Genomic DNA, 26022 nt, shown 5'->3' with positions numbered 1-26022 from the left:
CCTCCATTCTTGTGAAAATGTATTACCAAACGTATGCTAAAACTTCTCCGCCAACTTGTTTAGAGCGAGCTTCCTTGTCAGTTAAAACTCCGTGAGAAGTAGAAACAACTGCGATACCTAAACCGTTTAAAACGCGTGGTACTTCTCCAGTTTTTGCATATACACGCAAACCAGGTTTGCTGATACGTTTTAGACCAGTGATAACACGTTCGTTGTTTGCACCGTATTTTAAGAAGATACGGATGATACCTTGTTTGTTGTCTTCGATTAATTCAAAGTCACGTACGAAGCCTTCACGCTTTAAGATCTCAGCAATTTCTTTCTTGATCTTTGAAGCAGGAACTTCTAGTTTTTCGTGACGAACCATATTCGCATTACGGATGCGAGTAAGCATATCTGCAATAGGATCTGTCATGACCATTATATTTTACCTCCTTCCCAAACTCGGGTTTTACCAGCTAGCTTTTTTAACGCCAGGAATTTGTCCTTTATATGCAAGTTCGCGGAAACAAATACGACAAAGCTTAAATTTACGTAATACAGAATGTGGACGTCCGCAACGTTCGCAACGTGTATATTCTTGTACTTTAAACTTTTGTTCGCGTTTTTGCTTTACGATCATAGACTTTTTAGCCACGATTTCGCCTCCCTTTATTTAGAGATTACTTTTGGAACGGCATTCCAACTTGAGTAAGTAGTTCACGAGCTTCTTCGTCAGTGTTGGCAGTCGTTACGATAACGATATCCATACCACGAACTTTGCTCACTTTATCGTAATCAATCTCAGGGAAGATAAGTTGTTCTTTAACACCTAATGTATAGTTCCCACGTCCGTCAAAAGATTTCTTTGAAACGCCGCGGAAATCACGTACACGTGGTAAAGATACTGATACTAGCTTATCAAGGAATTGATACATACGTTCTCCACGTAATGTAACTTTCGCTCCGATAGGCATACCTTCACGCAAACGGAAGCCTGCGATTGATTTTTTAGCTTTTGTTACAACTGGTTTTTGACCAGTGATAAGTGTAAGTTCTTCAACAGCTGTATCTAAAGCTTTTGAGTTAGATACTGCGTCACCAACACCCATATTAATAACGATTTTCTCAATGTTTGGTACTTGCATTACTGATTGATAGTTGAATTTACCCATCAATGATGGTGTAATTTCACTTTTGAATTTTTCTTTAAGGCGGCTCATTGCTTAGTGTACCTCCCTTCATTTATGACTTATTTATCTAAAGTTTCACCTGATATTTTAGCTACGCGTACTTTTTTACCATTTTCAATCTTATATCCAACACGAGTCGGTTTACCTGATTTTGGATCAAGTGGCATTACATTGGATACGTGAATTGCAGCTTCTCTGCTAATAATTCCACCTTGTGGATTAATTTGAGATGGCTTGGAATGCTTTTTCACGATGTTAATTCCTTCAACAAGCACACGATTTTGTTTCGGATATGCTTCAAGAATTGTTCCTTGTTTGCCTTTGTCCTTACCAGAGATGACTACGACTTTGTCACCTTTTTTAACATGCATTAGCTTGGCACCTCCTTGAAAGGCTTTATACAAATTTTACATATTATAGAACTTCTGGAGCTAGAGAAACGATCTTCATGAAACTATTGTTACGTAATTCACGAGCAACAGGTCCAAAAATACGAGTTCCACGTGGGCTCTTATCGTCACGGATAATTACACATGCGTTTTCATCAAAACGAATGTAAGAACCGTCAGGACGACGCATACCACGTTTTGTACGGACAACAACAGCCTTAACGACTTCACCTTTTTTAACAACGCCTCCTGGTGTTGCCTGTTTAACTGTACAAACGATAACATCACCGATGTTAGCATATTTACGGCCAGAACCACCTAGGACTTTAATTGTTAGTACTTCACGAGCACCTGAATTGTCAGCGACTTTTAAACGAGATTCTTGTTGAATCATGTACGGTACCTCCCTTCGGAATTAGCTTAATCCGAACTATATTAAATAATTACTGCTTTTTCTACTACTTCTACAAGACGGAAGCGTTTTGTAGCTGAAAGTGGACGAGTTTCCATAATACGTACTACGTCGCCAGCTTTCGCTTCATTTAGCTCGTCATGAGCTTTTAACTTTTTAGAGTATTTCACGCGTTTACCGTATAAAGAATGCTTTTTATAGGTTTCTACAACAACTGTTACTGTTTTATCCATTTTATCGGATACTACGCGGCCAGTGTAGATTTTGCGTTGGTTGCGTTCGCTCATTCTGCAAACCTCCATTCATTATCGATTAGTGACACCGATCTCTCTTTGACGAACAACTGTTTTCATACGAGCAATCGATTTGCGAACTTCACGGATGCGAGCTGTATTTTCAAGTTGTCCAGTAGCTAACTGGAAACGAAGATTAAATAGTTCTTCTTTAAGAGATTTTAGTTTTTGTTCAATTTCAGCAGTGGTTAGATCTTTGATTTCATTAGCTTTCATTTGTTTCACCACCAATTTCCTCTCTTTTTACAAACTTACATTTGATTGGAAGTTTGTGTGCTGCAAGGCGCAATGCTTCTCTTGCCACCTCTTCAGATACACCAGAGATTTCAAACAATACTTTGCCCGGTTTAACTACTGCTACCCAACCTTCAGGAGCACCTTTACCGGAACCCATCCGTACTTCAAGCGGTTTTGCAGTGTAAGGTTTGCTTGGGAAAATCTTAATCCAAACTTTTCCTCCACGTTTCATGTAACGAGTCATCGCAATACGAGCTGCCTCGATTTGACGGTTAGTGATCCAAGAAGCTTCTTGAGCTTGAAGTCCAAATTCTCCAAAATGAACTTCAGTGCCGCCCTTAGCCATCCCTCTCATCTTACCGCGATGTTCACGACGGTATTTTACGCGTTTTGGCAATAACATATTATTTTCCTCCTTCCTCAGATTTCTTCTTAGTAGGAAGAACTTCTCCACGGTAGATCCAAACTTTCACGCCTAGCTTCCCGTAAGTAGTATCTGCTTCAGCATGAGCATAATCTATGTCAGCACGAAGTGTGTGAAGTGGAACTGTTCCTTCGCTGTAGTGTTCAGCACGAGCAATATCAGCACCGCCAAGACGACCAGAAACTTGTGTTTTGATTCCTTTTGCGCCAGAACGCATAGTGCGTTGAATAGCTTGTTTTTGAGCACGACGGAATGAAACACGGTTTTCTAATTGACGAGCGATGTTTTCAGCAACCAATTTTGCATCAAGATCTGCTCTTTTAATTTCAATGATATTAATATGAACTCTTTTGCCAGTTAGCTGGTTCAAAGCTTTACGAAGTGCTTCAACTTCAGTACCGCCCTTACCGATAACCATTCCTGGTTTAGCAGTATGAACTGATACATTGATGCGGTTAGCAGCACGTTCGATTTCAACCTTGGATACAGAAGCATCACTTAAGCGTTTCGCGATATATTCACGAACTTTAATGTCTTCATGCAAAAGAGTAGCGTAGTCTTTATCAGCGTACCATTTGGATTCCCAATCACGAATGATTCCGATACGCAAACCGATAGGATTTACCTTTTGACCCACAGATTACCCCTCCTTCTTTTCTGATACAACGATTGTAATATGACTAGTACGTTTGTTTATTGCACTCGCACGACCTTGAGCGCGAGGACGGAAACGTTTTAATGTTGGTCCTTCGTTTACGTATGCCTCTGAAACGACTAGGTTATTAATATCCATTTCGTAGTTGTGTTCTGCATTTGCGATAGCAGATTTCAGAATTTTTTCTACGACTGGAGAAGCAGATTTTGGTGTTAAGCGAAGAATCGCTACTGCTTCACCTACTTGTTTTCCTCGAATTAAATCTGCGACTAAACGCACTTTACGAGGAGCAATACGAACTGTTTTAGCGACAGCTTTTGCTTGCATGAGATGCCCTCCTCTCATTAACGTCTTGTTTTCTTGTCATCACTTGCGTGACCTTTATAAGTGCGTGTAGGCGCGAATTCGCCTAGTTTGTGACCTACCATATCTTCTGTTACATAAACCGGCACATGCTTACGACCGTCATAAACAGCGATTGTATGTCCGATGAATTGCGGGAAGATTGTTGAGCGACGAGACCAAGTTTTTACTACCTGTTTCTTGTCAGCTTCATTTAATTTTTCAACTTTTACCAATAAATGATCATCAACAAAAGGCCCTTTTTTTAAGCTACGACCCATGCGAGTACCTCCCTTCGTGACTGTTCTACGGTTCTATATATGAACCGTAGGTCAATCCCGTTATTTTTTACGACGACGTACGATAAATTTATCGGATTTGTTTTTCTTCTTACGAGTTTTGAATCCAAGAGTTGGTTTACCCCATGGAGACATTGGTGATTTACGTCCGATTGGAGATTTACCTTCACCACCACCGTGTGGGTGATCATTCGGGTTCATTACTGATCCACGAACAGTTGGGCGTTTGCCTAACCAACGATTACGACCAGCTTTACCAATGTTGATAAGTTCATGTTGTTCGTTACCAACTTGACCGATTGTAGCACGGCAAGTAGCAAGAATCATACGAACCTCACCTGAGTTTAAACGTACAAGTACATAACGACCTTCTTTACCAAGTACTTGAGCAGATGTTCCTGCTGAACGGACTAATTGTCCACCTTTTCCTGGTTTAAGTTCGATGTTATGAATTACTGTACCAACTGGGATGTTAATAAGAGGAAGAGCGTTACCCACTTTAATGTCAGCTTCTGGACCTGACATGATTTCCAAACCTACTTCTAGGTTTTTCGGAGCTAGGATATAACGTTTTTCTCCATCAACATAATTAATTAATGCAATGTTTGCAGAACGATTTGGATCGTACTCAATAGTAGCAACGCGTCCAGGTATACCATCTTTATTCCGTTTGAAATCGATGATACGGTATTGACGCTTGTGGCCGCCACCTTGATGACGAACTGTTAACTTACCTTGGTTATTACGGCCGCCTTTGCTGTGTAAAGGAGCAAGTAATGATTTTTCCGGTTTGTCTGTAGTAATCTCAGCAAAATCGGAAGTTGTCATATTACGTCGACCGTTAGAGGTAGGTTTATACTTCTTAATCGCCATTTGTATTTCCCTCCTTCTCTAATGAATTAAGCCTCGAATAGCTCGATTTCTTTGCTGTCAGCAGTTAATTTAACAATAGCTTTACGGCGCTTGTTAGTATAGCCTGCATGTTTGCCCATACGTTTAAATTTACCTTTGTAGTTCATGATGTTTACTTTCTCAACTTTAACGCCGAAAATTTCTTGAACAGCATCTTTAACTTGAGTTTTGTTAGCTCTAACATCAACTTCAAAAGTATATTTTTTCTCAGCCATTATGTCTGAAGAGCGTTCAGTGATTACGGGGCGCTTAATGATATCGCGTGCATCCATTATGCAAGCACCTCCTCTACTTTTTCGACAGCTGATTTAGTCAAGATCAATTTGTTGTGTGAAACAACATCAAGAACATTAAGACCAACAGCTTCCACTACAGTAACACCAGGGATGTTACGTGCAGAAAGAGCAACTTTCTCATCTAAACCGTCAGTAACGACTAACGTTTTAGTATCAACAGAAAGGTTTTTAAGTACTGCTACAAATTCTTTTGTTTTTGGAGCTTCGAAAGACAAGCTTTCAAGTACCAAAATGTTCTCTTCCAATGCCTTTGCAGACAATGCAGATTTAATAGCTAAACGACGTACCTTTTTAGGTAGCTTGTAAGCGTAAGATCTTGGAGTTGGTCCAAAAACAACGCCACCGCCACGCCATTGTGGAGAACGGATAGAACCTTGACGCGCGCGTCCAGTTCCTTTTTGTTTCCAAGGTTTACGTCCACCGCCTGCAACTTCAGAACGGTTTTTAACTTTATGAGTTCCTTGACGTAAGGAAGCTCGTTGCATAATGATTGCTTCAAATAATACATGATTATTAGGTTCGATACCAAAGATGGATTCATTTAGTTCGATGTCGCCAACTTGTGAACCTGTTTGGTTGAACAATGTAACTTTTGGCATTCTATTGCTCCTCCTTTCTCAGAAATTACTTTGCTTTAACAGCAGTTTTTACTTTGATCAATGCTTTTCTAGCACCAGGTACATTACCTTTGATCAATAGTAGGTTACGTTCAACATCAACTTTAACGATAGCTAAGTTTTGAACAGTAATTTGTTCCCCACCCATACGTCCTGGTAATAGTTTACCTTTGAATACGCGGTTTGGAGCTACAGGACCCATTGAACCTGGGCGACGGTGGTAACGAGAACCATGAGACATTGGTCCGCGTGATTGTCCATGACGTTTGATAGAGCCTTGGAAACCTTTACCTTTTGAAATTCCTGTTACATCTACTAAATCGCCTTCAGCGAAAATACTAACATTGACTTCTTGACCGATCTCATATTCAGTAAGATCCGTTCCGCGGAATTCGCGAATGAAGCGCTTAGGAGTAGTATTTGCTTTTTCAACATGTCCCTTTTCAGGTTTGTTAGAAAGCTTTTCACGTTTGTTTTCAAAACCAACTTGAACTGCTTCATAGCCATCAGTTTCAACAGTTTTCTTTTGAAGAACCACGTTATTAGCAGCTTCGATAACTGTTACCGGGATAAGTTCGCCGTTTTCAGCAAAAACTTGAGTCATACCGATTTTTCTTCCTAAGATTCCTTTGGTCATAAGTCACACCTCCTAGAGTAATTGTTCATATTTATATGAATTATAATTTGATTTCAATGTCAACGCCTGATGGTAAATCTAAACGCATCAATGAATCAACTGTTTGTGGAGTTGGATTAACGATGTCGATTAGACGTTTATGCGTACGCATTTCGAATTGTTCACGAGAATCTTTGTATTTATGAACCGCACGTAGGATCGTGTATACCGATCTTTCAGTAGGTAATGGAATTGGACCAGATACAGCCGCACCAGAACGTTTTGCAGTTTCAACAATTTTCTCAGCAGATTGATCAAGAATTCTGTGATCATATGCTTTTAAACGGATACGAATTTTTTGTTTTGCCATAATTTTCCCTCCTTTTCGCCTATTTTAAAATAGACCTTCTCAATGGAAATTTCCCACACACTCGCCATGGCAAAGCGGCCGGGTGTGTCAGCAACCTTCCATATCATCGCAGTCAAAGACCAACATTGTCTATTATACATAAAGCACAAGTAGAATGCAAGTTAAAGTTAAACTTTTCTTGTGCAACACACTTTTATTATTATACATACTATCACAAGTATTTACAAGTACATTCTACACGGTCTTTCATATCCATTTTCTTCTTTTGAAATATCATTATAATTCTCTTTAAAATTTAATTACTTTTTAGGCAATACTATAGAAGAAATAAATTAAAAGTCTTTAATAAATAAAAAAAAGCAGATGGCGTCCCATCTGCTTTTCCTGGAAGGCGTCCCTTCCAATATTCATTAAAGAATCAATTACTCAGTGATTGTAGCAACGACACCAGCGCCTACAGTACGTCCACCCTCACGGATAGAGAATTTAGTACCTTCTTCGATAGCGATTGGAGCGATAAGTTCTACAGTCATTTCGATGTTGTCTCCAGGCATAACCATTTCTACGCCTTCTGGAAGGTTACAAATACCAGTTACGTCAGTTGTACGGAAGTAGAACTGAGGACGGTAGTTTGTAAAGAATGGAGTGTGACGTCCACCTTCTTCTTTAGAAAGAACATAAACTTCAGCTTTGAACTTTGTGTGTGGAGTGATTGTACCTGGTTTAGCAAGTACTTGTCCACGTTGGATATCTTCACGGGATACACCACGAAGTAGTGCACCGATGTTGTCACCAGCTTCAGCATAATCAAGAAGCTTACGGAACATTTCAACACCTGTTACAGTTGTTGGTTTAGACTCTTCGTTGAAACCGATGATGTCAACAACGTCACCGACTTTAACTTGTCCACGCTCAACACGGCCAGTAGCAACTGTACCACGACCAGTGATAGAGAATACATCCTCAACTGGCATCATGAATGGTTTGTCAGTGTCACGAGTTGGTTCTGGGATATACTCGTCAACAGCTGTCATTAATTCATGAATTTTTTCTTCCCAAGCAGCTTCTCCTTGAAGAGCTTTTAGTGCAGATCCTTTGATAACTGGAATGTCATCGCCAGGGAATTCGTATTCAGATAGAAGATCACGGATTTCCATTTCTACTAATTCAAGAAGTTCTTCGTCATCAACCATGTCGCATTTGTTCATGAATACTACTAGGAATGGTACACCTACTTGACGAGAAAGAAGGATGTGCTCACGAGTTTGTGGCATTGGGCCATCAGCAGCAGATACTACTAAGATTCCGCCGTCCATTTGTGCAGCACCAGTGATCATGTTTTTAACATAGTCAGCATGTCCTGGGCAGTCAACGTGTGCATAGTGACGAGTAGCTGTTTCGTACTCAACGTGTGCAGTAGAGATTGTGATACCACGTTCTCTTTCTTCTGGAGCACCATCGATTTGGTCATAAGCGCGAGCTTCTGCTCCACCAGTTTTAGCAAGTACAGTTGTGATTGCAGCTGTTAGAGTTGTTTTACCATGGTCGACGTGACCAATTGTTCCAACGTTAACGTGCGGTTTTGAACGATCAAATTTAGCTTTTCCCATTAGGAATTCCTCCTTAAAATTATATATAAAATATTAAGTATATAAGGGCTGTGAAAGAAGACTAATTCTTCCATCACAGCTTACATAAGATAGTTATACTTTAATAAGAGATGAAAATCAATTATTCACCTTTATTTTTTTTGATGATTTCTTCAGAAATGCTCTTAGGTACTTCTTCATAATGATCGAAGTGCATAGAGAATGTTCCGCGTCCTTGTGTGTTAGAACGTAGAGATGTAGCATATCCGAACATTTCAGATAGTGGAACCATCGCTTTAACCATTTGTGTGTTACCGCGAGCTTCCATACCTTCTACGCGACCACGACGAGATGTGATATCTCCCATGATGTCGCCTAGGTAATCTTCAGGAATTACAACTTCTACTTTCATAATTGGTTCAAGGATAACAGGCTTACATTTAGAAGCAGCATTTTTTAGTGCCATGGATGCTGCAATTTTAAATGCCATTTCATTGGAGTCAACGTCATGGTAAGAACCGTCAAATAATTTTGCTTTGATGTCAACTAGCGGGTAACCAGCAAGTACACCACGGTCAAGTGAATCAACTAATCCAGCTTGTACAGCAGGGATGTATTCACGTGGTACTACACCACCGACAATAGCATTTTCAAATTCGAATCCTTTACCTTCTTCGTTCGGACCAAATTCAATCCATACGTGTCCGAATTGTCCACGACCACCTGATTGGCGAACGAATTTACCTTCAACTTTAGCTGAACCACGGAAAGTTTCACGGTATGCTACTTGAGGAGCACCAACGTTAGCTTCCACTTTAAATTCGCGACGCATACGGTCAACAAGGATGTCCAAGTGAAGTTCACCCATACCAGCGATAATCGTTTGACCAGTTTCTTGGTCAGTATGCGCACGGAATGTTGGATCTTCATCTTGTAGCTTTTGTAAAGCTTGACCCATTTTGTCTTGGTCTGCTTTCGATTTTGGTTCAACTGAAAGAGAAATAACTGGTTCTGGGAATACCATGGACTCAAGAATAACTTGGTTCTTGTCGTCACATAGAGTATCACCAGTTGTAGTATCTTTCAATCCTACAGCTGCAGCAATATCTCCTGCGTATACAGTTGATATTTCTTCACGGCTGTTTGCGTGCATTTGAAGGATACGTCCAATACGTTCACGTTTACCTTTAGTTGAGTTGATTACATAAGAACCTGATTCTAATGTACCTGAGTACACACGGAAGAATGTAAGTTTACCAACGTAAGGATCCGTCATTACTTTAAACGCTAAAGCAGAGAACGGTTCAGAATCATCTGAGTGGCGTTCTACTTCTTCTTCTGTATCAGGAAGAGTACCTTTAATTGCTGGTACATCTAACGGAGATGGAAGGAAGTCGATAACGTTATCAAGCATTAATTGAACACCTTTGTTTTTGAAAGCTGATCCACAGATAACTGGGAAGAATTCAACGTTAACAGTTGCTGTACGAATAGCTGCTTTTAATTCAGCAATGCTGATTTCTTCGCCGCCAAGGTATTTTTCCATTAAGTCTTCATTAACTTCTGCTACTGCTTCAATTAACTTTTCACGGTATTCTTCAGCTAGTTCCCGATGTTCTTCAGGAATTTCACCAACAGTGATATCAGTTCCTAAATCATTAGCATAGAAATGAGCTTTCATTTCAATTAGGTCAATGATTGCAGAGAATTGATCTTCAGCACCGATTGGTAACTGAACTGGATGAGCATTAGCTTGTAGACGATCGTGGATTGTTCCAACTGAATAAAGGAAATCCGCACCGATTTTGTCCATTTTATTTACGAATACGACACGCGGTACACCATAAGTTGTAGCTTGGCGCCAAACTGTTTCAGTTTGAGGCTCAACACCTGATTGGGCATCAAGTACAGCTACAGCTCCATCAAGTACACGCAATGAACGTTCAACTTCAACTGTGAAGTCTACGTGTCCTGGTGTATCGATGATGTTTACACGGTGACCTTTCCACTGTGCAGTTGTTGCAGCGGATGTGATCGTGATTCCGCGTTCTTGTTCCTGTTCCATCCAGTCCATTTGTGAAGCACCTTCGTGTGTTTCACCAATTTTATGGATTTTACCAGTGTAGTATAGAACACGTTCTGTTGTTGTCGTTTTACCAGCATCGATGTGAGCCATGATACCAATATTACGAGTGTTTGCTAAGGAGAACTCTCTTGCCATTTGTCTTTCTCCTTCCTTCTATAAGGATTTTATAGTAATTGATCTTACCAGCGATAATGAGCGAATGCTTTATTAGCTTCAGCCATTTTGTGTGTATCTTCACGTTTCTTAACAGCTGCTCCAGTATTGTTAGCAGCATCCATGATTTCATAAGCTAAACGCTCTTCCATCGTTTTTTCTCCACGAAGGCGAGAGTAGTTTACTAACCAACGAAGTCCTAGAGTTGATTTACGATCTGGGCGCACCTCAACTGGTACTTGGTAGTTAGCTCCACCCACACGGCGTGCTTTTACTTCTAATACAGGCATGATGTTTTTAAGTGCTTGATCAAAAACTTCGATTGGTTCATTGCCAGTACGTTCTTTGATTAAATCAAATGCAGAGTAAAGAATTTTTTGTGATTTACCTCTTTGTCCATCAACCATTAATTTGTTGATTAAGCGAGTCACAAGTTTTGAATTATAAATTGGATCTGGTAATACGTCTCTTTTCGTTACAGGTCCTTTACGAGGCATTATATTTCCTCCTTTCAAGAAAGTTAATTTTTTGTTTCAAATTATTTTTTTGCTGCTTTCGGACGCTTAGTACCGTATTTAGAACGGCTTTGCATACGATTATTTACTCCTGCAGTATCAAGAGCACCACGTACGATATGATAACGTACCCCTGGTAAATCTTTTACACGACCGCCACGGATAAGAACCACGCTGTGTTCTTGTAGGTTGTGTCCAATACCTGGGATATAAGCTGTTACCTCGATACCGTTTGTTAAACGTACACGCGCATATTTACGTAACGCGGAGTTTGGTTTCTTCGGTGTCATAGTACCCACACGAGTGCAAACACCACGTTTTTGCGGAGATGATACGTTAGTTTGTGCTTTTTTAAAGCTGTTGTAGCCTTTGTTAAGTGCTGGAGATTTTGAATTAACCTCTTTAGACTCGCGTCCTTTACGCACTAATTGATTAATAGTAGGCATTACATTTTTCCTCCCTTCACGTTTTCATTTCTAGTACCACACATCCAGGTGGTTCATAAATGGGTAAAAACAAAGTCTTTGCAAATATTATTGCAAAAACATTTTTACTTTTTAATGGCAACAGTTGCTGCTCCGACATCAATACCACATGCTTTGCCAAGCATTCTCATCGAATCAACATATGTGATAGGAACATCCAATTCTTTAGCGGTCTCAACGACACGCCCAGTCAAGTATATATCTGCATCATCAGCGATGATAACTTCTTGAATTAAATTGTTTTTCAGAGCTCTAACTGCTTGTTTCGTCCCTATAATCACTGACTTTGCCTGTATTACTTTTTCATAAGACATGGTCCATATCCTCCAAAGTTACAGGGTAACATAGGAGCACCTTTGCTATAGTATCACTTTTAGTCGGATACTGTCAACTTCTTTCAAAAAATTAATTTAAGCAAAAGGTTTTCCTTACATAATACTATTAAGATATTCACTTTGCCTAAAATAGAAATAAAGCGAGTTTTCACTCGTCTATTTAGTTAGTCGTTCTTATTAAGAGAGACCAGCTCAATAAATTCTGATCCTTCAACTCCTCCATAATAAAGGAGTCCGGTCTTCAGTTTTAATGATGAGCTGGTCATATTTCATTTAATCTACTGTTACTGTATCTGTGCTTTCGCCACCAACAACGACAGGGTTAGCTTTTCTGTAACGAAGCATACCTGTTCCTGCAGGGACAAGTTTACCGATGATAACATTTTCTTTAAGTCCAAGCAATTCATCACGTTTTCCTTTAATTGCTGCATCCGTCAAGACTCTAGTTGTTTCTTGGAATGACGCTGCGGACAAGAAGGAATCCGTTTCTAGAGATGCTTTTGTAATACCTAGTAATACAGGACGTCCAGTAGCAGGTAATTTGCTAGTCAGTAATGCATCTGTGTTCGCAGTTGTAAACTGGTTAACATCCAATAATGTTCCTGGAAGAACTTCAGTTTCACCAGCGTCAAGCACACGGACCTTACGCATCATTTGTCTAACCATAACCTCGATGTGTTTATCACCGATTTCTACCCCTTGCATCCGGTATACTTTTTGTACTTCATGAAGCAGGTATTCCTGAACAGTAAGTACATCAGTAACTTTCAGCAATTCTTTCGGATCGATTGAACCCTCTGTTAACTCTTCGCCTCGACGTACGGCTGTATCAACAGCTACCCTTAAACGCGCTGTGTACGGCGCAGTATAAGTGCGTGATTCAACTGCACCTTGAACAACGATTTCCTGTTGTTTATCGCGGATTTCATTAATCGAAACAACTGTTCCTTCGATTTCAGAAATGATAGCTTGACCTTTAGGATTTCTCGCTTCAAATATTTCTTGGATACGAGGTAAACCTTGAGTAATATCATCTCCGGCAACCCCACCAGTATGGAATGTACGCATCGTTAACTGTGTACCTGGTTCTCCGATTGATTGAGCAGCAATAATACCAACTGCTTCGCCCACTTCAACTTCTTGACCAGTAGCCAAGTTACGTCCATAACATTTTTTACATACACCATGACTAGTGTTACATGTAAAGGCAGAACGAATCCATGCTGTTTCAATACCAAGAGATTCAATATAATTAGCCAGATCCTCAGTGATAAGATCGTTTTCAGCTACAATCACTTCATTTGTTTCTGGATGTTTAATCGCTTTTCTTGCATATCGGCCTACTAGACGTTCTTCAAGATGCTCGATTATTTCCGTACCCTCTCTCAAGGCAGAAATTTTCAAGCCGCGGTCTGTACCACAATCATCATCACGAATGATAACGTCTTGGGCTACGTCAACTAGTCGGCGTGTAAGGTAACCGGAATCGGCTGTTTTAAGTGCTGTATCAGCAAGACCTTTACGAGCACCATGTGTAGAGATAAAGTACTCTAACACTGTTAAACCTTCACGGAAACTTGATTTAATCGGTAATTCAATGATACGTCCAGCCGGGTTGGCCATCAATCCACGCATACCCGCAAGCTGCGTAAAGTTGGATGCATTACCACGGGCACCGGAGTCACTCATCATGAAGATTGGGTTGCGTCGGTCCAGAGAGTCCATAAGTTTCGACTGAATGGTATCCTTAGCGGCACTCCAGATTGAGATAACGCGATCATAACGCTCATCTTCCGTAATTAGACCCCGTCTAAATTGTTTTAGGACGTTATCTACTTTCGTTTGAGCTTCAGTAATGATTTCTTGTTTTTCTTTTAAAACAACAATATCAGCCACACCAACGGTAATACCTGCTTTTGTCGAATATTTGAAACCAAGATCTTTCATCCTGTCTAGCATTTTAGAAGTTTCGGTAATTTTGAAACGTTTAAAGACTTCCGCAATAATATTTCCAAGAATTTTTTTCTTGAATGGATCAATAGCGGGTTGAGCCTTAATCAATTCAGGTATATCAGCGCCTTTTTCCACGAAATACTTCTCTGGAGTTTTTGTTTCCAAATTATAACGTGTTGGTTCGTTAATATACGGGAATGATTTTGGTAAAATTTCATTGAAGATCAATTTACCAACAGTTGTTATTAGGAGTTGGCTATTTTGCTCTTCCGTGAATGTTTCGTTATTTAGTGATGATGCATGCACAGCACAACGGGAATGTAAGTGTACATAACCATTTTGGTATGCAAGCAACGCTTCACTTGTATCTTTAAAGATCATACCCTCACCGATAGCGCCTTCTCTTTCCAATGTTAAGTAATAGTTACCTAATACCATATCTTGAGAAGGTGTAACAACAGGTTTACCATCTTTAGGATTCAAAATATTTTGCGCAGCAAGCATTAGCATACGAGCCTCTGCCTGAGCTTCAGAAGATAAAGGAACATGGACCGCCATTTGGTCACCGTCAAAGTCAGCATTGTAAGCTGTACATACAAGCGGATGCAAACGAATTGCGCGACCTTCAACAAGAGTTGGTTCAAATGCTTGAATACCAAGTCTATGAAGAGTCGGTGCACGGTTCAGTAGTACCGGGTGTTCTCTAATAACTTCTTCCAGCACATCCCAAATTTCAGGAGATAGTCGTTCAATCTTACGTTTAGCAGATTTGATGTTATGCGCTAAACCTCTTTGAACTAGTTCCTTCATAACGAATGGTTTGAATAATTCAATCGCCATTTCTTTCGGCAGACCACATTGGTACATCTTTAAGTTAGGTCCAACTACGATAACAGAACGACCAGAGTAATCAACACGTTTACCAAGAAGATTTTGACGGAAACGGCCTTGTTTACCTTTTAACATATGAGATAAAGATTTTAATGGACGGTTACCAGGTCCAGTTACTGGACGACCACGACGGCCATTATCGATTAAAGCATCGACAGCTTCTTGAAGCATACGTTTTTCGTTTTGAACGATAATGCTTGGTGCTCCAAGGTCCAATAATCTTTTCAACCGATTATTACGGTTGATAACACGACGATATAAATCATTTAAATCAGATGTAGCAAAACGACCGCCATCAAGTTGTACCATTGGACGAAGTTCCGGTGGAATAACCGGTAGCACGTCTAGTATCATCCATGAAGGTTCATTACCAGAGTTACGGAATGCTTCTAGCACTTCCAAGCGTTTAATTGCACGGGTTCTGCGTTGTCCTTGAGCTGTTTTAAGCTCTTCTTTCAACGACTCTACTTCTTTTTCCGTATCAATGTCTTGTAAAAGTTTTTTAATAGCTTCCGCACCCATCGCTGCTTGGAACTTCTTACCGTATTTTTCACGGTATGTACGATATTCTTTTTCAGAAAGAAGCTGTTTCTTCTCTAAAGTTGTATCGCCTGTTTCAGTTACCACGTAAGATGCAAAGTAAATAACTTCTTCCAATGCACGCGGAGACATATCAAGAACAAGTCCCATACGGCTCGGAATTCCTTTAAAATACCATATGTGTGAAACTGGAGCTGCCAGCTCAATATGACCCATACGTTCACGACGAACCTTAGCACGAGTGACTTCAACGCCACAACGGTCACAAACTACGCCTTTATAACGAACACGTTTATATTTTCCACAATGACATTCCCAGTCCTTTTGAGGTCCAAAAATTCTCTCACAGAATAAACCGTCTTTTTCTGGCTTTAACGTACGATAGTTGATTGTTTCTGGTTTTTTAACTTCTCCATGGGACCAAGAACGAATCTTGTCTGGCGAAGCAAGACCAATTTTCATATACTCGAAATTATTAACGTCTAACAAGGGGCCTACCTCCCTTTTAATCTCCAGGTTTAACCCTTGATTGCCGTCTTAATATCAGGCAATCTACACCGGATGATGGTTGATTGAATCAATAAGACTCTAACAAGGCAGCAGGATCTTAAAAGAAACATCTTGCTGCCAGTCAGAGCGGATAATATATAAATTGATGTGTATATTTAATTTATTCTTTAGCTGGTGCTCCTACTTCTGAAGCAACCATATCTTTTGTTTCTGAATCAAGGCTTAATTTGTCTGCTTGGTTGGCTTCTTCTTCATCTTCCAAGTCACGCATTTCAATTTCACGGTCTTCGGCATTAAGAATTTTAACATCCAATCCTAAGCTTTGAAGTTCCTTAATCAATACTTTGAAGGATTCAGGGACACCAGGCTCAGGGACATTTTCACCCTTGACAATCGCTTCGTAAGTCTTCACACGACCGACGACATCATCTGATTTAACGGTAAGGATTTCTTGTAATGTATAAGCAGCACCATAAGCTTCAAGTGCCCATACCTCCATCTCACCGAAACGCTGTCCACCAAATTGCGCTTTACCACCAAGTGGCTGTTGCGTAACAAGGGAGTATGGTCCAGTTGAACGAGCATGAAGTTTATCATCAACCATATGTGCAAGTTTAATCATATACATGACACCAACAGACACACGGTTATCGAATGCTTCACCTGAACGTCCGTCATAAAGGACAGTTTTTGCATCGCGGGACATCCCAGCTTCTGCAATCGTACCCCAAACATCTTCCTCAGTAGCACCATCGAATACCGGCGATGCTACATGAATGCCAAGCGCGCGTGCTGCCATACCTAAGTGAAGCTCCAGCACCTGCCCGATGTTCATACGTGATGGTACACCCAATGGGTTTAACATGATGTCGACCGGTGTGCCATCTGGTAAGTAAGGCATATCTTCTTCAGGAAGAATCCTAGAGATTACCCCTTTGTTACCATGACGTCCAGCCATTTTATCGCCTTCGTGGATCTTACGTTTTTGAACGATATATACACGCGCAAGTTGGTTTACACCAGGGGGTAGTTCATCGCCATCTTCTCTGTTAAATACTTTAACATCAAGAACGATTCCACCGCCGCCGTGAGGTACACGAAGTGATGTATCCCGTACTTCACGTGCTTTTTCACCGAAAATTGCATGTAATAAACGTTCTTCAGCAGTCAATTCTGTTACACCTTTAGGCGTAACTTTACCAACTAGAAGGTCTCCGTCTTTTACTTCAGCGCCGACACGGATAATTCCGCGCTCATCAAGATTGCGAAGCGCATCTTCCCCAACATTCGGGATATCACGTGTGATCTCTTCCGGTCCTAATTTCGTATCACGGGACTCAGACTCATATTCTTCAATATGAATAGAAGTGTACACATCATCTTTAACTAAACGTTCACTCATGATGATGGCATCTTCATAGTTATATCCATCCCAAGTCATGAAGGCAACTAATACGTTACGTCCAAGCGCTAACTCACCTTTTTCCATTGAAGGACCATCAGCAAGAATCTCACCTTTTACAACGTTGTCACCAACACTTACGATTGGGCGTTGGTTATAGCACGTTCCTTGGTTGGAACGGATGAATTTTAATAAACGATATTTATCAATGTTTCCTTTTACTTGCTGTCCGTCAACCTCACTTACCCTACGTACCCATACTTCACGTGATTCAACGTGTTCTACGATTCCAGGATGTTTACAGATGACAGCAGCACCAGAGTCCTTCGCTGAAACATATTCCATACCTGTTCCAACTCGTGGGGCTTCCGGTTGCAGTAAAGGTACTGCTTGACGTTGCATGTTCGCTCCCATAAGGGCACGGTTGGAGTCATCATTTTCCAAGAAAGGAATACATGCTGTCGCGGCAGATACAACCTGTTTAGGAGATACATCCATGTAATCTACGCGGTCACGCGGTACAACGGTATTTTCACCGCGGAAACGAGCAACGACGTCATCATCAAGGAATGATCCGTCATCTGATAGACGAACATTCGCTTGAGCAACTACATAGTTATCTTCTTCATCAGCTGTTAAGTAATCAATTTGGCTAGTAATTTTACCTGTCTCAGGATCAACACGACGATATGGTGTTTCTATGAAACCATACGGGTTTACCTTTGCGAAACTAGATAATGAGTTAATCAAACCAATATTTGGTCCCTCAGGCGTTTCAATCGGACACATACGGCCATAGTGGGAGTAATGAACGTCACGTACTTCAAAGCCCGCACGTTCACGTGTTAAACCACCAGGTCCCAATGCAGATAGACGACGTTTATGCGTCAACTCAGCCAACGGGTTAGTTTGATCCATAAATTGAGAAAGCTGAGAGCTTCCAAAGAATTCTTTAATAGATGCAATAACTGGACGAATGTTAATTAGTTGCTGTGGAGTGATTGTATTCGTATCCTGAATAGACATTCTTTCACGAACGACACGTTCCATACGAGATAAACCAATTCTAAATTGGTTTTGCAGCAATTCACCAACAGAACGCAGACGACGGTTTCCTAAATGGTCAATATCATCTGTGATTCCTACACCATGCAATAAGTTAAAGAAATAGCTAATAGAAGAAATGATATCAGCCGGTGTAATGTTTTTAACCTGGTCGGTCACGTAAGCATTACCGATGATATTAATCACTTTTTCGCCTTCAGCATCGTTTGGTGCAAATACTTTAATAGGTTGAAGAAGAGTTTCTTCTTCTACCACACCACCAGATGGGTGGAATGTTTTAAAACCGATTCCCGCTTCAATATGAGGCAGAATTCTATCAAGAGTACGACGGTCAAGCATTGTACCTTTTTCAACTATAATTTCCCCTGTTTCTGGATCAATCAAAGTCTCCGCAATACGTTGCCCAAACAAACGGTTCTTAATATGCAGTTTTTTGTTTATTTTATAACGACCTACGTTAGCTAAATCATAACGTTTTGGATCAAAAAAGCGGGATACTAAAAGACTTTTCGCGTTATCGACTGTAGGTGGTTCACCCGGGCGTAGACGCTCATAAATTTCTAGTAATGCTTTTTCCACACTCTCAGTGTTGTCCTTTTCAAGAGTGTTACGAAGGTATTCATTGTCACCGATTAAATCAATAATTTCTTGATCGGTTCCGAATCCAAGCGCACGCATCAATACCGTAATAGGCAATTTCCTAGTGCGATCGATTCGAACATACACAACATCCTTGGCATCTGTTTCGTATTCGAGCCATGCGCCACGGTTAGGAATAACGGTCGCAGAGAATCCAAGCTTACCGTTTTTATCCATTTTACCATTGTAGTAAACACTTGGTGAGCGCACTAATTGGGATACAATTACCCGTTCTGCACCATTGATGACAAATGTACCTGTTTCAGTCATCAGAGGGAAGTCGCCCATAAATACATCCTGGTCTTTTACTTCCCCTGTTTCTTTGTTAACAAGGCGCACTTTCACACGAAGTGGAGCAGAGTAAGTTACATCGCGTTCTTTCGTTTCTTCCACAGAGTACTTCGGTTCAGCTAGGCTGTAATCGATGAATTCTAATGATAAATTACCTGTAAAATCCTCAATAGGAGAAATATCCTGGAACATTTCTTTTAAACCTACATCTAGAAACCATTGATAAGAAGCTGTTTGAATTTCAATCAGATTCGGAAGATCCAAAACCTCACTGATTCTTGCATAACTTCTACGTTGGCGATGTCGTCCATACTGAACAAGTTGACCTGTCAACTGATTCACCCCTTAAATCAAGCGTTATAAGGATCAATTTGCCTCGGAAAAGGAATCATTTCCATAGACAAAAAGAAAATGGTTTTTATTTTAAAAACCACTATTTCTCATAAAACGAACTATTATTTATATATTTTTCCCATATTATCCATTGGTTATACACCAATGGTATAAAAATTGCATAGTTACGGAATTATATATATGCATTTTATAATACTAACATAGCGAAAATTTAGAGTCAAACCTTTTTGGATAATAGTATATAGTAACCCTTTTTCTTAACTGGCACTTCAATATTTCCAAATAATTGCTCCATTTTATCAATGGCGGATGGTGCACCTTGTTTTTTTTGAATGACAACCCATAATTCTCCACCAGCTACCAAACTTTGATAGCTTTCTTCTAAAATTTCGTGGACAACACTTTTACCTGCGCGAATGGGAGGGTTTGTAAGAATTGCAGCGAATTGATTGGAGCCAACTTTGTCAAAACGATCACTTTCGAATATTTTTACATTGGCGATCCCGTTAGAAGCGGCATTCTCTTTTGACAATTCAACTGCCCGGCTATTTATATCAATCATTTCTATCGTTCTATCGGGATAAGCTGCTGCAATTGATATTCCAATTGGTCCATAACCGCAACCTACATCAAGAATATCTCCTTCCACAGCTTCATTAAGGTTAAAGGTTTCAACCAAAAGACGAGAACCAAAATCAACTTCTTTTTTTGAAAAAACGCCATTATCGCTTTTGAAGCGGAAAGTACGTCCCTTTAATGTAAAATCCCAAAATTTCGGATTGCTTACGACATCCGGTTTATGTGAGTAGTAATGCTCTGTCAGAGTCATCTCCCCCTATCAGAAAGGAATATTGAAGATTTAATGAGAGAAGAGATTTGAAGAATGGATACTTGCATACCGTTAAGTTTGTAGAATCTCTTAACCAAACTATTAACAACGATTTTCCGTCATTTTCTTTAAAATGAAGAGAAAAAAGCCCGCCAGTGATAGCGAGCTTTTTGTTTATGCAAGATTACTTAACTTCAACGCCAGCTCCAACTTCTTCAAGTTTAGCTTTAACTTCTTCAGCTTCTTCTTTAGAAGCGCCTTCTTTGATTGCTTTTGGAGTGTTGTCAACAAGTTCTTTTGCTTCTTTAAGTCCAAGACCTGTAACTTCACGTACAGCTTTGATAACTTTGATTTTTTGATCTCCAGCAGATGTAAGGATTACATCAAACTCAGTTTGCTCTTCAGCAGCAGCGCCACCAGCAGCAGCTACAGCTACAGGTGCAGCAGCAGTTACGCCAAATTCTTCTTCGATTGCTTTTACAAGGTCGTTTAATTCTAAAACAGTCATGTTTTTAACTGCTTCTAAGATTTGATCTTTAGTCATTGTTATTTCCTCCTCGAAATGGTTGGTTTTTTTTTGAATCAATAGGCTAAATAAGCGGTTAGCTTACGCGCCTTGTTCTTCTTTTTGATCTGCAACTGCTTTTGTAGCAATAGCAAGTCCGCGCATAGGTGCTTGTAGCACGCTGAGTAGCATTGAAAGTAGGCCTTCGCGTGAAGGTAGTTCTGCAAGAGCTTTAATTTCTTCTGCAGTTGCAACATTTCCTTCGATAACTCCAGCTTTGATTTCTAACGCTTCATGTTTTTTCGCAAAATCGTTAAGGATTTTTGCTGGCGCAATAACATCTTCAGTTGAGAATGCAATTGCGTTTGGTCCTGTTAATGATTCGTTCAAAGAGCTAAGTTCAGCACTTTCAGCAGCACGACGAGTTAAAGAGTTTTTGTAAACTTTAAACTCAACGCCAGCATCACGAAGTTGCTTACGAAGTTCTGTTAATTCAGCAACAGTCAATCCACGGTAGTCAACAACTACTGTTGATTGGCTTGCAGTTAATTTTTCAGAAATCTCAGCAACGATTTTTTGCTTTTGTTCAATAATTGCGTTCATCCTTACACCTCCTGTAGATTTGCTTGAAAACATTTATACCGTTTCAAAGAAAAAGCCTTCATCTCTATTGCAGACATGAAGGCAGTAATTTCAAAGGTCATAGTCAACGACTATTATTATCGAATTACCTCGGCAKGGAATTAAGCTCTAGTTGAGCACCTACTGTCTACGGTACAAATGATATTCATTTATTCACAACAAAACATATTATAACAATAATAGTTTTGGAATGTCAATTATTTATTTGAAAGAAGAAGAATCAACTTTCACACCAGGGCCCATTGTAGTTGTTACAGAAATATTTTTCATGTAAGTTCCTTTAGCAGCCGCAGGTTTTACTTTCATTAACGTATCATAGATAGTAGTGAAGTTTTCCACTAGTTTAGCATCTTCGAAAGATACTTTACCGATTGGAGCATGGATGTTACCAGCTTTATCTACGCGGTATTCAACTTTACCAGCTTTGATTTCGTTAACAGCTTTTGTTACATCAAATGTAACTGTGCCTGTTTTAGGGTTAGGCATTAAACCTTTAGGTCCTAATACGCGACCAAGTTTACCAACTTCACCCATCATGTCTGGAGTCGCAACGATTACATCGAATTCGAACCAACCTTGTTGGATTTTGTTGATGTAGTCAGATTCGCCAACGTAGTCAGCACCAGCAGCTTCAGCTTCTTTTGCTTTTTCGCCTTTAGCGAATACTAATACGCGTTGAGTTTTACCAGTACCATTCGGTAGAACAACTGCTCCACGAATTTGTTGGTCTGCTTTCTTAGGGTCTACACCTAAACGGAAAGCCACTTCAACAGTTGCATCGAATTTTGCGAAGTTAGCTTTTTTAGCAACTTCGATTGCTTCACTTACAGCATAAGCCTTAGAAACTTCTACAAGCTTAGCTGCTTCAAGATACTTTTTACCTTTTTTAGCCATGATATAAATCCTCCTAAATTGTGGTTTTAACGGTACAACCTCCCACGAATAAAGGTTGCGAGTATCAATCGYAACCCCGTAGAAACAAATAGCAATTACATGGATTAGTCTTCGATGACAATACCCATGCTGCGAGCAGTACCTTCAACCATACGCATTGCAGCTTCAACGTTTGCAGCGTTTAGGTCAGGCATTTTAGTTTCAGCAATCTCGCGCACTTGATCACGCTTGACTGTAGCAACTTTTTTACGGTTAGGTTCACCAGAACCAGACTCAATACCTGCTACTTTCTTAAGCAATACAGCAGCGGGTGGAGTTTTTGTAATGAATGTAAATGAACGGTCTTCAAATACCGTGATTTCAACAGGAATAATTAGACCAGCTTGATCTGCTGTACGAGCGTTGAACTCCTTACAGAATCCCATGATGTTTACACCAGCTTGACCTAATGCAGGACCAACTGGGGGAGCCGGATTCGCTTTACCAGCAGGAATTTGCAATTTAACCATTTTAATTACTTTTTTAGCCACGAGACACACCTCCTTATAAGTCCGTGATGTGGTAATAGGGATATACCCTCCCACTCATCTTGAATTCTTTATATATTAATAAAGAATACTTGTATCGTTGAGGCCTAAAAATTGAAACATACTGACCTTTGAAATTTTACCACTTTCAAATGGCAATTTCAAGTTTTTTTCCGTTTATAATTTTTCCACTTGATTAAAGTCAAGTTCAACTGGCGTATCACGGCCAAACATATTAACTAGAACTCTTACTTTACCTTTATCTTTATCAAGTTCTTCAATAGGACCTGCAAAGGTTGCAAATGGTCCTTCTTTAACCTGAACGGTATCGCCGATTTCAAAATCAACTTCGATTTTGCTTTCATCAACGCCCATCCGCTTAAGAACGACTTCAATTTCTTCAGGAAGAAGCGCTGTCGGTTTAGATCCGGCTCCTGACGAACCCACAAAACCTGTTACGCCAGGTGTATTCCGAACTACATACCAGGAATCGTCCGTCATAATGATTTCCACTAGTACATACCCTGGGAATACTTTCTTTTTCGTTACTTTCTTTTTGCCATCTTTAATTTCTGTTTCTTCTTCTTCAGGAACTACAACTCGAAAGATTTTGTCTTCCATCCCCATTGTTTCAACACGTTTTTCCAAGTTAGCCTTAACCTTGTTCTCATAACCTGAATAGGTGTGAACTACATACCAATTCTTTTCCATGTGTTAGGACTTTAACGTCCTTCCCTCCCTGCAACAATCATTTTCTTTATTAAACTTTATCTTTGAACGTTTTAGCCAAAAATCAATCCCCGGCGTTATCCCGACTTAACTAGAATATATTGTGATAATTCATTTCACAGCAGTGCTGAATTTTGAACTTCTTCACTTCTTAAAAAAGACAAATTAAAAAACCCGTTTCCGGGCTTTTCTGCTGACACATATTATTCTATCACTATTATACCTTATTTTCGAATCTCTTATTCAATAACTAAGCGAATTAATTCGGAAATGCCCAAATCTACCACCGTAAAGAATAAAGCCATAAACAATACAGTTGTTACTACCACGATTGTATATTTGGTAAGCTCTTTGCGTTTCGGCCAGCTTACTTTTTGCATTTCGCGAGCCACTCCGCTGAAAAATTCGGTCATGCGTTTCATGAATGTATCCTCCAAGCATTAGACAGCTTCTTTGTTAATCTATTAATAAAACGGTTATTTCGTTTCTTTATGAATCGCGTGTGAATTGCATGTACTACAAAATTTCTTTATTTCAAGGCGTTCGCTGCTTGTTGATTGATTACTTTCATAACTATAATTTCTTGAACCACATTCAGTACAAGCTAGAACAATTTTTTTTCTCATTTGATACACCTATCCTATCTACTATATCCATAAAACCTTATCACGACTGTCTTTTATTGTCAATAATAAAGCAGGCTGAGCCCATCCAAGATATCGTGTATCGAAAACCTTTGTTTCTTAACATCCAATTTTAAATCTTAGTGAATAAAACTTCCAAGTGGAGATGGGACAGATGAGATTAAGCGGAAAAAGCGGAGGGATTATAAACTGATTTCCCTTACTTCCAAATAGCGCTCGAGCTTTCTTTTCACCCGCTGAAGGGCGTTGTCGATTGACTTTACATGTCGGTTCAACTCTTCCGAAATCTCTTGGTAAGTTTGTCCATCTAGGTAAAGAGCTAACACTTTTCTCTCCAGATCACTCAGAAGCTCGGCCATCTTTAATTCGATATCGTCAAACTCTTCTTGATTGATAATCAGCTCTTCCGGGTCTAAAACTTTTGTACCCGATATTATATCCATAAGAGTTCGATCGGATTCCTCATCATAAATAGGCTTGTCCAGGGAAACATAGGAATTGAGCGGAATATGCTTTTGACGCGTTGCTGTTTTAATAGCTGTAATGATCTGCCTCGTAATACATAGTTCGGCAAACGCTTTAAAGGAGGATAACTTATCACCTTTAAAATCACGGACGGCTTTATATAAACCAATCATACCTTCTTGAACGATGTCTTCCTTATCTGCACCAATTAAGAAATAAGTCCTTGCCTTTGCTCTAACAAAATTACGATACTTTTGGATCAAGTAATCCAGCGCTTCACTGTCTCCAGTGTGTACCAACTCTATCAATTCATCATCATCAAACTGCAGATACTTTTCGTTCAGTTTCATTCCGAATTTGAGACCCACATTATATCCCCCTGACCTGACTCAGATAGAAATATTATACAGCAGGTAAAAATTACCCGTCAATGGTTCAAATCTTCCCTCGACGCCATTTTTCGAAAATTTCTGCAACTTCTTCACTTAAAGGGATTTTAGCAGCGGGTTTTATTATGGTTGTTTTTTTTACATCTTTCTCAATTTCCCCTTGAATTTCTTCCATCTCAATAAGCAGTTCGCGGGCAGATTTCCTTAGAGCCCCTTGGCCAAATATCACCCACTGCTCCGTGAAGTCAGAAGTCGCCACTTGAATCTGCGTTTTGATATTATTCAGTTCAATGGCCATCTTTTCTATTCTCTCATCAGCAGTTTCATTTTCTTTTGTAAAAATTACATCAACCTTATGATTTTTGAATATCCGGGCAATTCCTTGAACATATTGGGCGTCAAATACGACAATTACGCGATACCCGGTAAAGGCTTGATATTCTGCCATCATTTCAATTAACCGGTCCCTTGCAGCAGCAAGATCCCGTTCTTTCAATTCTCTCAGTTCCGGCCAGGCCCCAATAATGTTGTAACCGTCCACTAACAGAATATTCAT

General features: G+C 39.9%; 33 protein-coding genes and 1 other annotated feature. All 33 genes read right to left on the bottom strand.

The window, feature by feature from the left end:
• Window positions 1-22: 22 nt before the first annotated feature.
• Window positions 23-421: a 30S ribosomal protein S8 gene (rpsH, locus tag AC1DUW_RS02765; protein ID WP_053349057.1), complete on the bottom strand. Its 399-nt coding sequence runs from the start codon at window positions 419-421 to the stop codon at window positions 23-25.
• Between the two features lie 30 nt (window positions 422-451).
• Entirely contained in the window at window positions 452-637 is a 186-nt protein-coding gene (locus AC1DUW_RS02760) for a type Z 30S ribosomal protein S14 (protein WP_034304998.1), read from the bottom strand.
• Between the two features lie 25 nt (window positions 638-662).
• Entirely contained in the window at window positions 663-1202 is a 540-nt protein-coding gene (gene rplE / locus AC1DUW_RS02755) for a 50S ribosomal protein L5 (RefSeq protein ID WP_053349058.1), read from the bottom strand.
• 29 nt (window positions 1203-1231) lie between these two features.
• Window positions 1232-1543, bottom strand: coding sequence for a 50S ribosomal protein L24 (rplX, locus tag AC1DUW_RS02750; protein ID WP_053349059.1), 312 nt, complete (start codon window positions 1541-1543; stop codon window positions 1232-1234).
• A 43-nt stretch (window positions 1544-1586) separates the two neighbouring features.
• Window positions 1587-1955 carry a 50S ribosomal protein L14 gene (gene rplN / locus AC1DUW_RS02745; protein WP_053349060.1) on the bottom strand — a complete coding sequence of 123 codons (369 nt, stop codon included), beginning with the start codon at window positions 1953-1955 and terminating at the stop codon, window positions 1587-1589.
• Between the two features lie 41 nt (window positions 1956-1996).
• The gene (rpsQ, locus tag AC1DUW_RS02740; RefSeq protein WP_034305007.1) at window positions 1997-2260 is read right to left on the bottom strand and encodes a 30S ribosomal protein S17; all 264 of its coding nucleotides are present in this window, start codon (window positions 2258-2260) and stop codon (window positions 1997-1999) included.
• 18 nt (window positions 2261-2278) lie between these two features.
• Window positions 2279-2482: a 50S ribosomal protein L29 gene (gene rpmC / locus AC1DUW_RS02735; protein ID WP_034305010.1), complete on the bottom strand. Its 204-nt coding sequence runs from the start codon at window positions 2480-2482 to the stop codon at window positions 2279-2281.
• Entirely contained in the window at window positions 2472-2906 is a 435-nt protein-coding gene (gene rplP, locus AC1DUW_RS02730; RefSeq protein ID WP_053349061.1) for a 50S ribosomal protein L16, read from the bottom strand. The genes rpmC and rplP overlap by 11 nt, the downstream gene beginning before the upstream one ends.
• A 1-nt stretch (window position 2907) precedes the next feature.
• Window positions 2908-3564 carry a 30S ribosomal protein S3 gene (gene rpsC, locus AC1DUW_RS02725; RefSeq protein ID WP_053349062.1) on the bottom strand — a complete coding sequence of 219 codons (657 nt, stop codon included), beginning with the start codon at window positions 3562-3564 and terminating at the stop codon, window positions 2908-2910.
• A 3-nt stretch (window positions 3565-3567) separates the two neighbouring features.
• The gene (rplV, locus tag AC1DUW_RS02720) at window positions 3568-3909 is read right to left on the bottom strand and encodes a 50S ribosomal protein L22 (protein ID WP_034305017.1); all 342 of its coding nucleotides are present in this window, start codon (window positions 3907-3909) and stop codon (window positions 3568-3570) included.
• A gap of 17 nt (window positions 3910-3926) precedes the next feature.
• Window positions 3927-4205 (bottom strand): 30S ribosomal protein S19, encoded by a 279-nt coding sequence (gene rpsS, locus AC1DUW_RS02715; RefSeq protein ID WP_034305018.1) that lies wholly within the window; start codon window positions 4203-4205, stop codon window positions 3927-3929.
• A 60-nt stretch (window positions 4206-4265) separates the two neighbouring features.
• Window positions 4266-5096, bottom strand: coding sequence for a 50S ribosomal protein L2 (rplB, locus tag AC1DUW_RS02710; RefSeq protein WP_053349063.1), 831 nt, complete (start codon window positions 5094-5096; stop codon window positions 4266-4268).
• A gap of 26 nt (window positions 5097-5122) precedes the next feature.
• Complete coding sequence (rplW, locus tag AC1DUW_RS02705) at window positions 5123-5407, bottom strand: 50S ribosomal protein L23 (RefSeq protein WP_034305023.1); 285 nt, start codon at window positions 5405-5407, stop codon at window positions 5123-5125.
• Window positions 5407-6030 carry a 50S ribosomal protein L4 gene (gene rplD / locus AC1DUW_RS02700; RefSeq protein ID WP_053349064.1) on the bottom strand — a complete coding sequence of 208 codons (624 nt, stop codon included), beginning with the start codon at window positions 6028-6030 and terminating at the stop codon, window positions 5407-5409. Before rplD ends, rplW begins: the two co-directional genes overlap by 1 nt.
• Before the next feature lie 25 nt (window positions 6031-6055).
• The gene (gene rplC, locus AC1DUW_RS02695) at window positions 6056-6685 is read right to left on the bottom strand and encodes a 50S ribosomal protein L3 (protein ID WP_053349065.1); all 630 of its coding nucleotides are present in this window, start codon (window positions 6683-6685) and stop codon (window positions 6056-6058) included.
• A gap of 40 nt (window positions 6686-6725) precedes the next feature.
• Window positions 6726-7034, bottom strand: coding sequence for a 30S ribosomal protein S10 (gene rpsJ, locus AC1DUW_RS02690; RefSeq protein ID WP_019244375.1), 309 nt, complete (start codon window positions 7032-7034; stop codon window positions 6726-6728).
• Between the two features lie 422 nt (window positions 7035-7456).
• Window positions 7457-8644 carry an elongation factor Tu gene (gene tuf, locus AC1DUW_RS02685; RefSeq protein WP_053349066.1) on the bottom strand — a complete coding sequence of 396 codons (1188 nt, stop codon included), beginning with the start codon at window positions 8642-8644 and terminating at the stop codon, window positions 7457-7459.
• Window positions 8645-8765: 121 nt separating this feature from the next.
• Window positions 8766-10844 (bottom strand): elongation factor G, encoded by a 2079-nt coding sequence (gene fusA / locus AC1DUW_RS02680; RefSeq protein WP_056521830.1) that lies wholly within the window; start codon window positions 10842-10844, stop codon window positions 8766-8768.
• A gap of 44 nt (window positions 10845-10888) precedes the next feature.
• A complete protein-coding gene (gene rpsG / locus AC1DUW_RS02675; protein WP_048677878.1) occupies window positions 10889-11359 on the bottom strand; it encodes a 30S ribosomal protein S7 in 471 nt (156 codons plus the stop codon).
• 41 nt (window positions 11360-11400) lie between these two features.
• On the bottom strand, window positions 11401-11823 hold the full coding sequence (rpsL, locus tag AC1DUW_RS02670; RefSeq protein WP_053349068.1) for a 30S ribosomal protein S12: 423 nt from the start codon (window positions 11821-11823) through the stop codon (window positions 11401-11403).
• Between the two features lie 104 nt (window positions 11824-11927).
• Window positions 11928-12176 (bottom strand): 50S ribosomal protein L7ae-like protein, encoded by a 249-nt coding sequence (locus AC1DUW_RS02665; protein WP_034305040.1) that lies wholly within the window; start codon window positions 12174-12176, stop codon window positions 11928-11930.
• 294 nt (window positions 12177-12470) lie between these two features.
• On the bottom strand, window positions 12471-16070 hold the full coding sequence (gene rpoC, locus AC1DUW_RS02660) for a DNA-directed RNA polymerase subunit beta' (RefSeq protein WP_098174991.1): 3600 nt from the start codon (window positions 16068-16070) through the stop codon (window positions 12471-12473).
• A 181-nt stretch (window positions 16071-16251) separates the two neighbouring features.
• A complete protein-coding gene (gene rpoB / locus AC1DUW_RS02655) occupies window positions 16252-19821 on the bottom strand; it encodes a DNA-directed RNA polymerase subunit beta (protein ID WP_053349070.1) in 3570 nt (1189 codons plus the stop codon).
• A gap of 238 nt (window positions 19822-20059) precedes the next feature.
• Window positions 20060-20665, bottom strand: a complete 606-nt coding sequence (locus tag AC1DUW_RS02650; RefSeq protein WP_477641951.1) for a class I SAM-dependent methyltransferase — start codon at window positions 20663-20665, stop codon at window positions 20060-20062.
• Window positions 20666-20855: 190 nt separating this feature from the next.
• A complete protein-coding gene (gene rplL, locus AC1DUW_RS02645) occupies window positions 20856-21215 on the bottom strand; it encodes a 50S ribosomal protein L7/L12 (RefSeq protein WP_053349071.1) in 360 nt (119 codons plus the stop codon).
• A 63-nt stretch (window positions 21216-21278) separates the two neighbouring features.
• Entirely contained in the window at window positions 21279-21779 is a 501-nt protein-coding gene (gene rplJ / locus AC1DUW_RS02640) for a 50S ribosomal protein L10 (protein ID WP_053349072.1), read from the bottom strand.
• 39 nt (window positions 21780-21818) lie between these two features.
• Window positions 21819-21969: a sequence feature (ribosomal protein L10 leader region), on the bottom strand.
• 50 nt (window positions 21970-22019) lie between these two features.
• Window positions 22020-22712 (bottom strand): 50S ribosomal protein L1, encoded by a 693-nt coding sequence (gene rplA / locus AC1DUW_RS02635; RefSeq protein WP_477641944.1) that lies wholly within the window; start codon window positions 22710-22712, stop codon window positions 22020-22022.
• A 104-nt stretch (window positions 22713-22816) separates the two neighbouring features.
• Entirely contained in the window at window positions 22817-23242 is a 426-nt protein-coding gene (gene rplK / locus AC1DUW_RS02630; RefSeq protein WP_053349074.1) for a 50S ribosomal protein L11, read from the bottom strand.
• A gap of 174 nt (window positions 23243-23416) precedes the next feature.
• Window positions 23417-23950 (bottom strand): transcription termination/antitermination protein NusG, encoded by a 534-nt coding sequence (gene nusG, locus AC1DUW_RS02625; RefSeq protein WP_053349075.1) that lies wholly within the window; start codon window positions 23948-23950, stop codon window positions 23417-23419.
• Between the two features lie 257 nt (window positions 23951-24207).
• A complete protein-coding gene (gene secE, locus AC1DUW_RS02620) occupies window positions 24208-24390 on the bottom strand; it encodes a preprotein translocase subunit SecE (protein WP_098174992.1) in 183 nt (60 codons plus the stop codon).
• A 54-nt stretch (window positions 24391-24444) separates the two neighbouring features.
• A complete protein-coding gene (gene rpmG, locus AC1DUW_RS02615; protein WP_082527447.1) occupies window positions 24445-24594 on the bottom strand; it encodes a 50S ribosomal protein L33 in 150 nt (49 codons plus the stop codon).
• A 200-nt stretch (window positions 24595-24794) separates the two neighbouring features.
• Entirely contained in the window at window positions 24795-25427 is a 633-nt protein-coding gene (sigH, locus tag AC1DUW_RS02610) for an RNA polymerase sporulation sigma factor SigH (RefSeq protein ID WP_098175004.1), read from the bottom strand.
• Between the two features lie 85 nt (window positions 25428-25512).
• Window positions 25513-26022 carry an NYN domain-containing protein gene (locus AC1DUW_RS02605; protein WP_053349078.1) on the bottom strand — a complete coding sequence of 170 codons (510 nt, stop codon included), beginning with the start codon at window positions 26020-26022 and terminating at the stop codon, window positions 25513-25515.

It is taken from the genome of Peribacillus sp. P4_C12, assembly GCF_056402095.1.
Note: the sequence above shows the minus strand (reverse complement) of the source record. Positions and strands in the feature narration are given on the sequence as shown.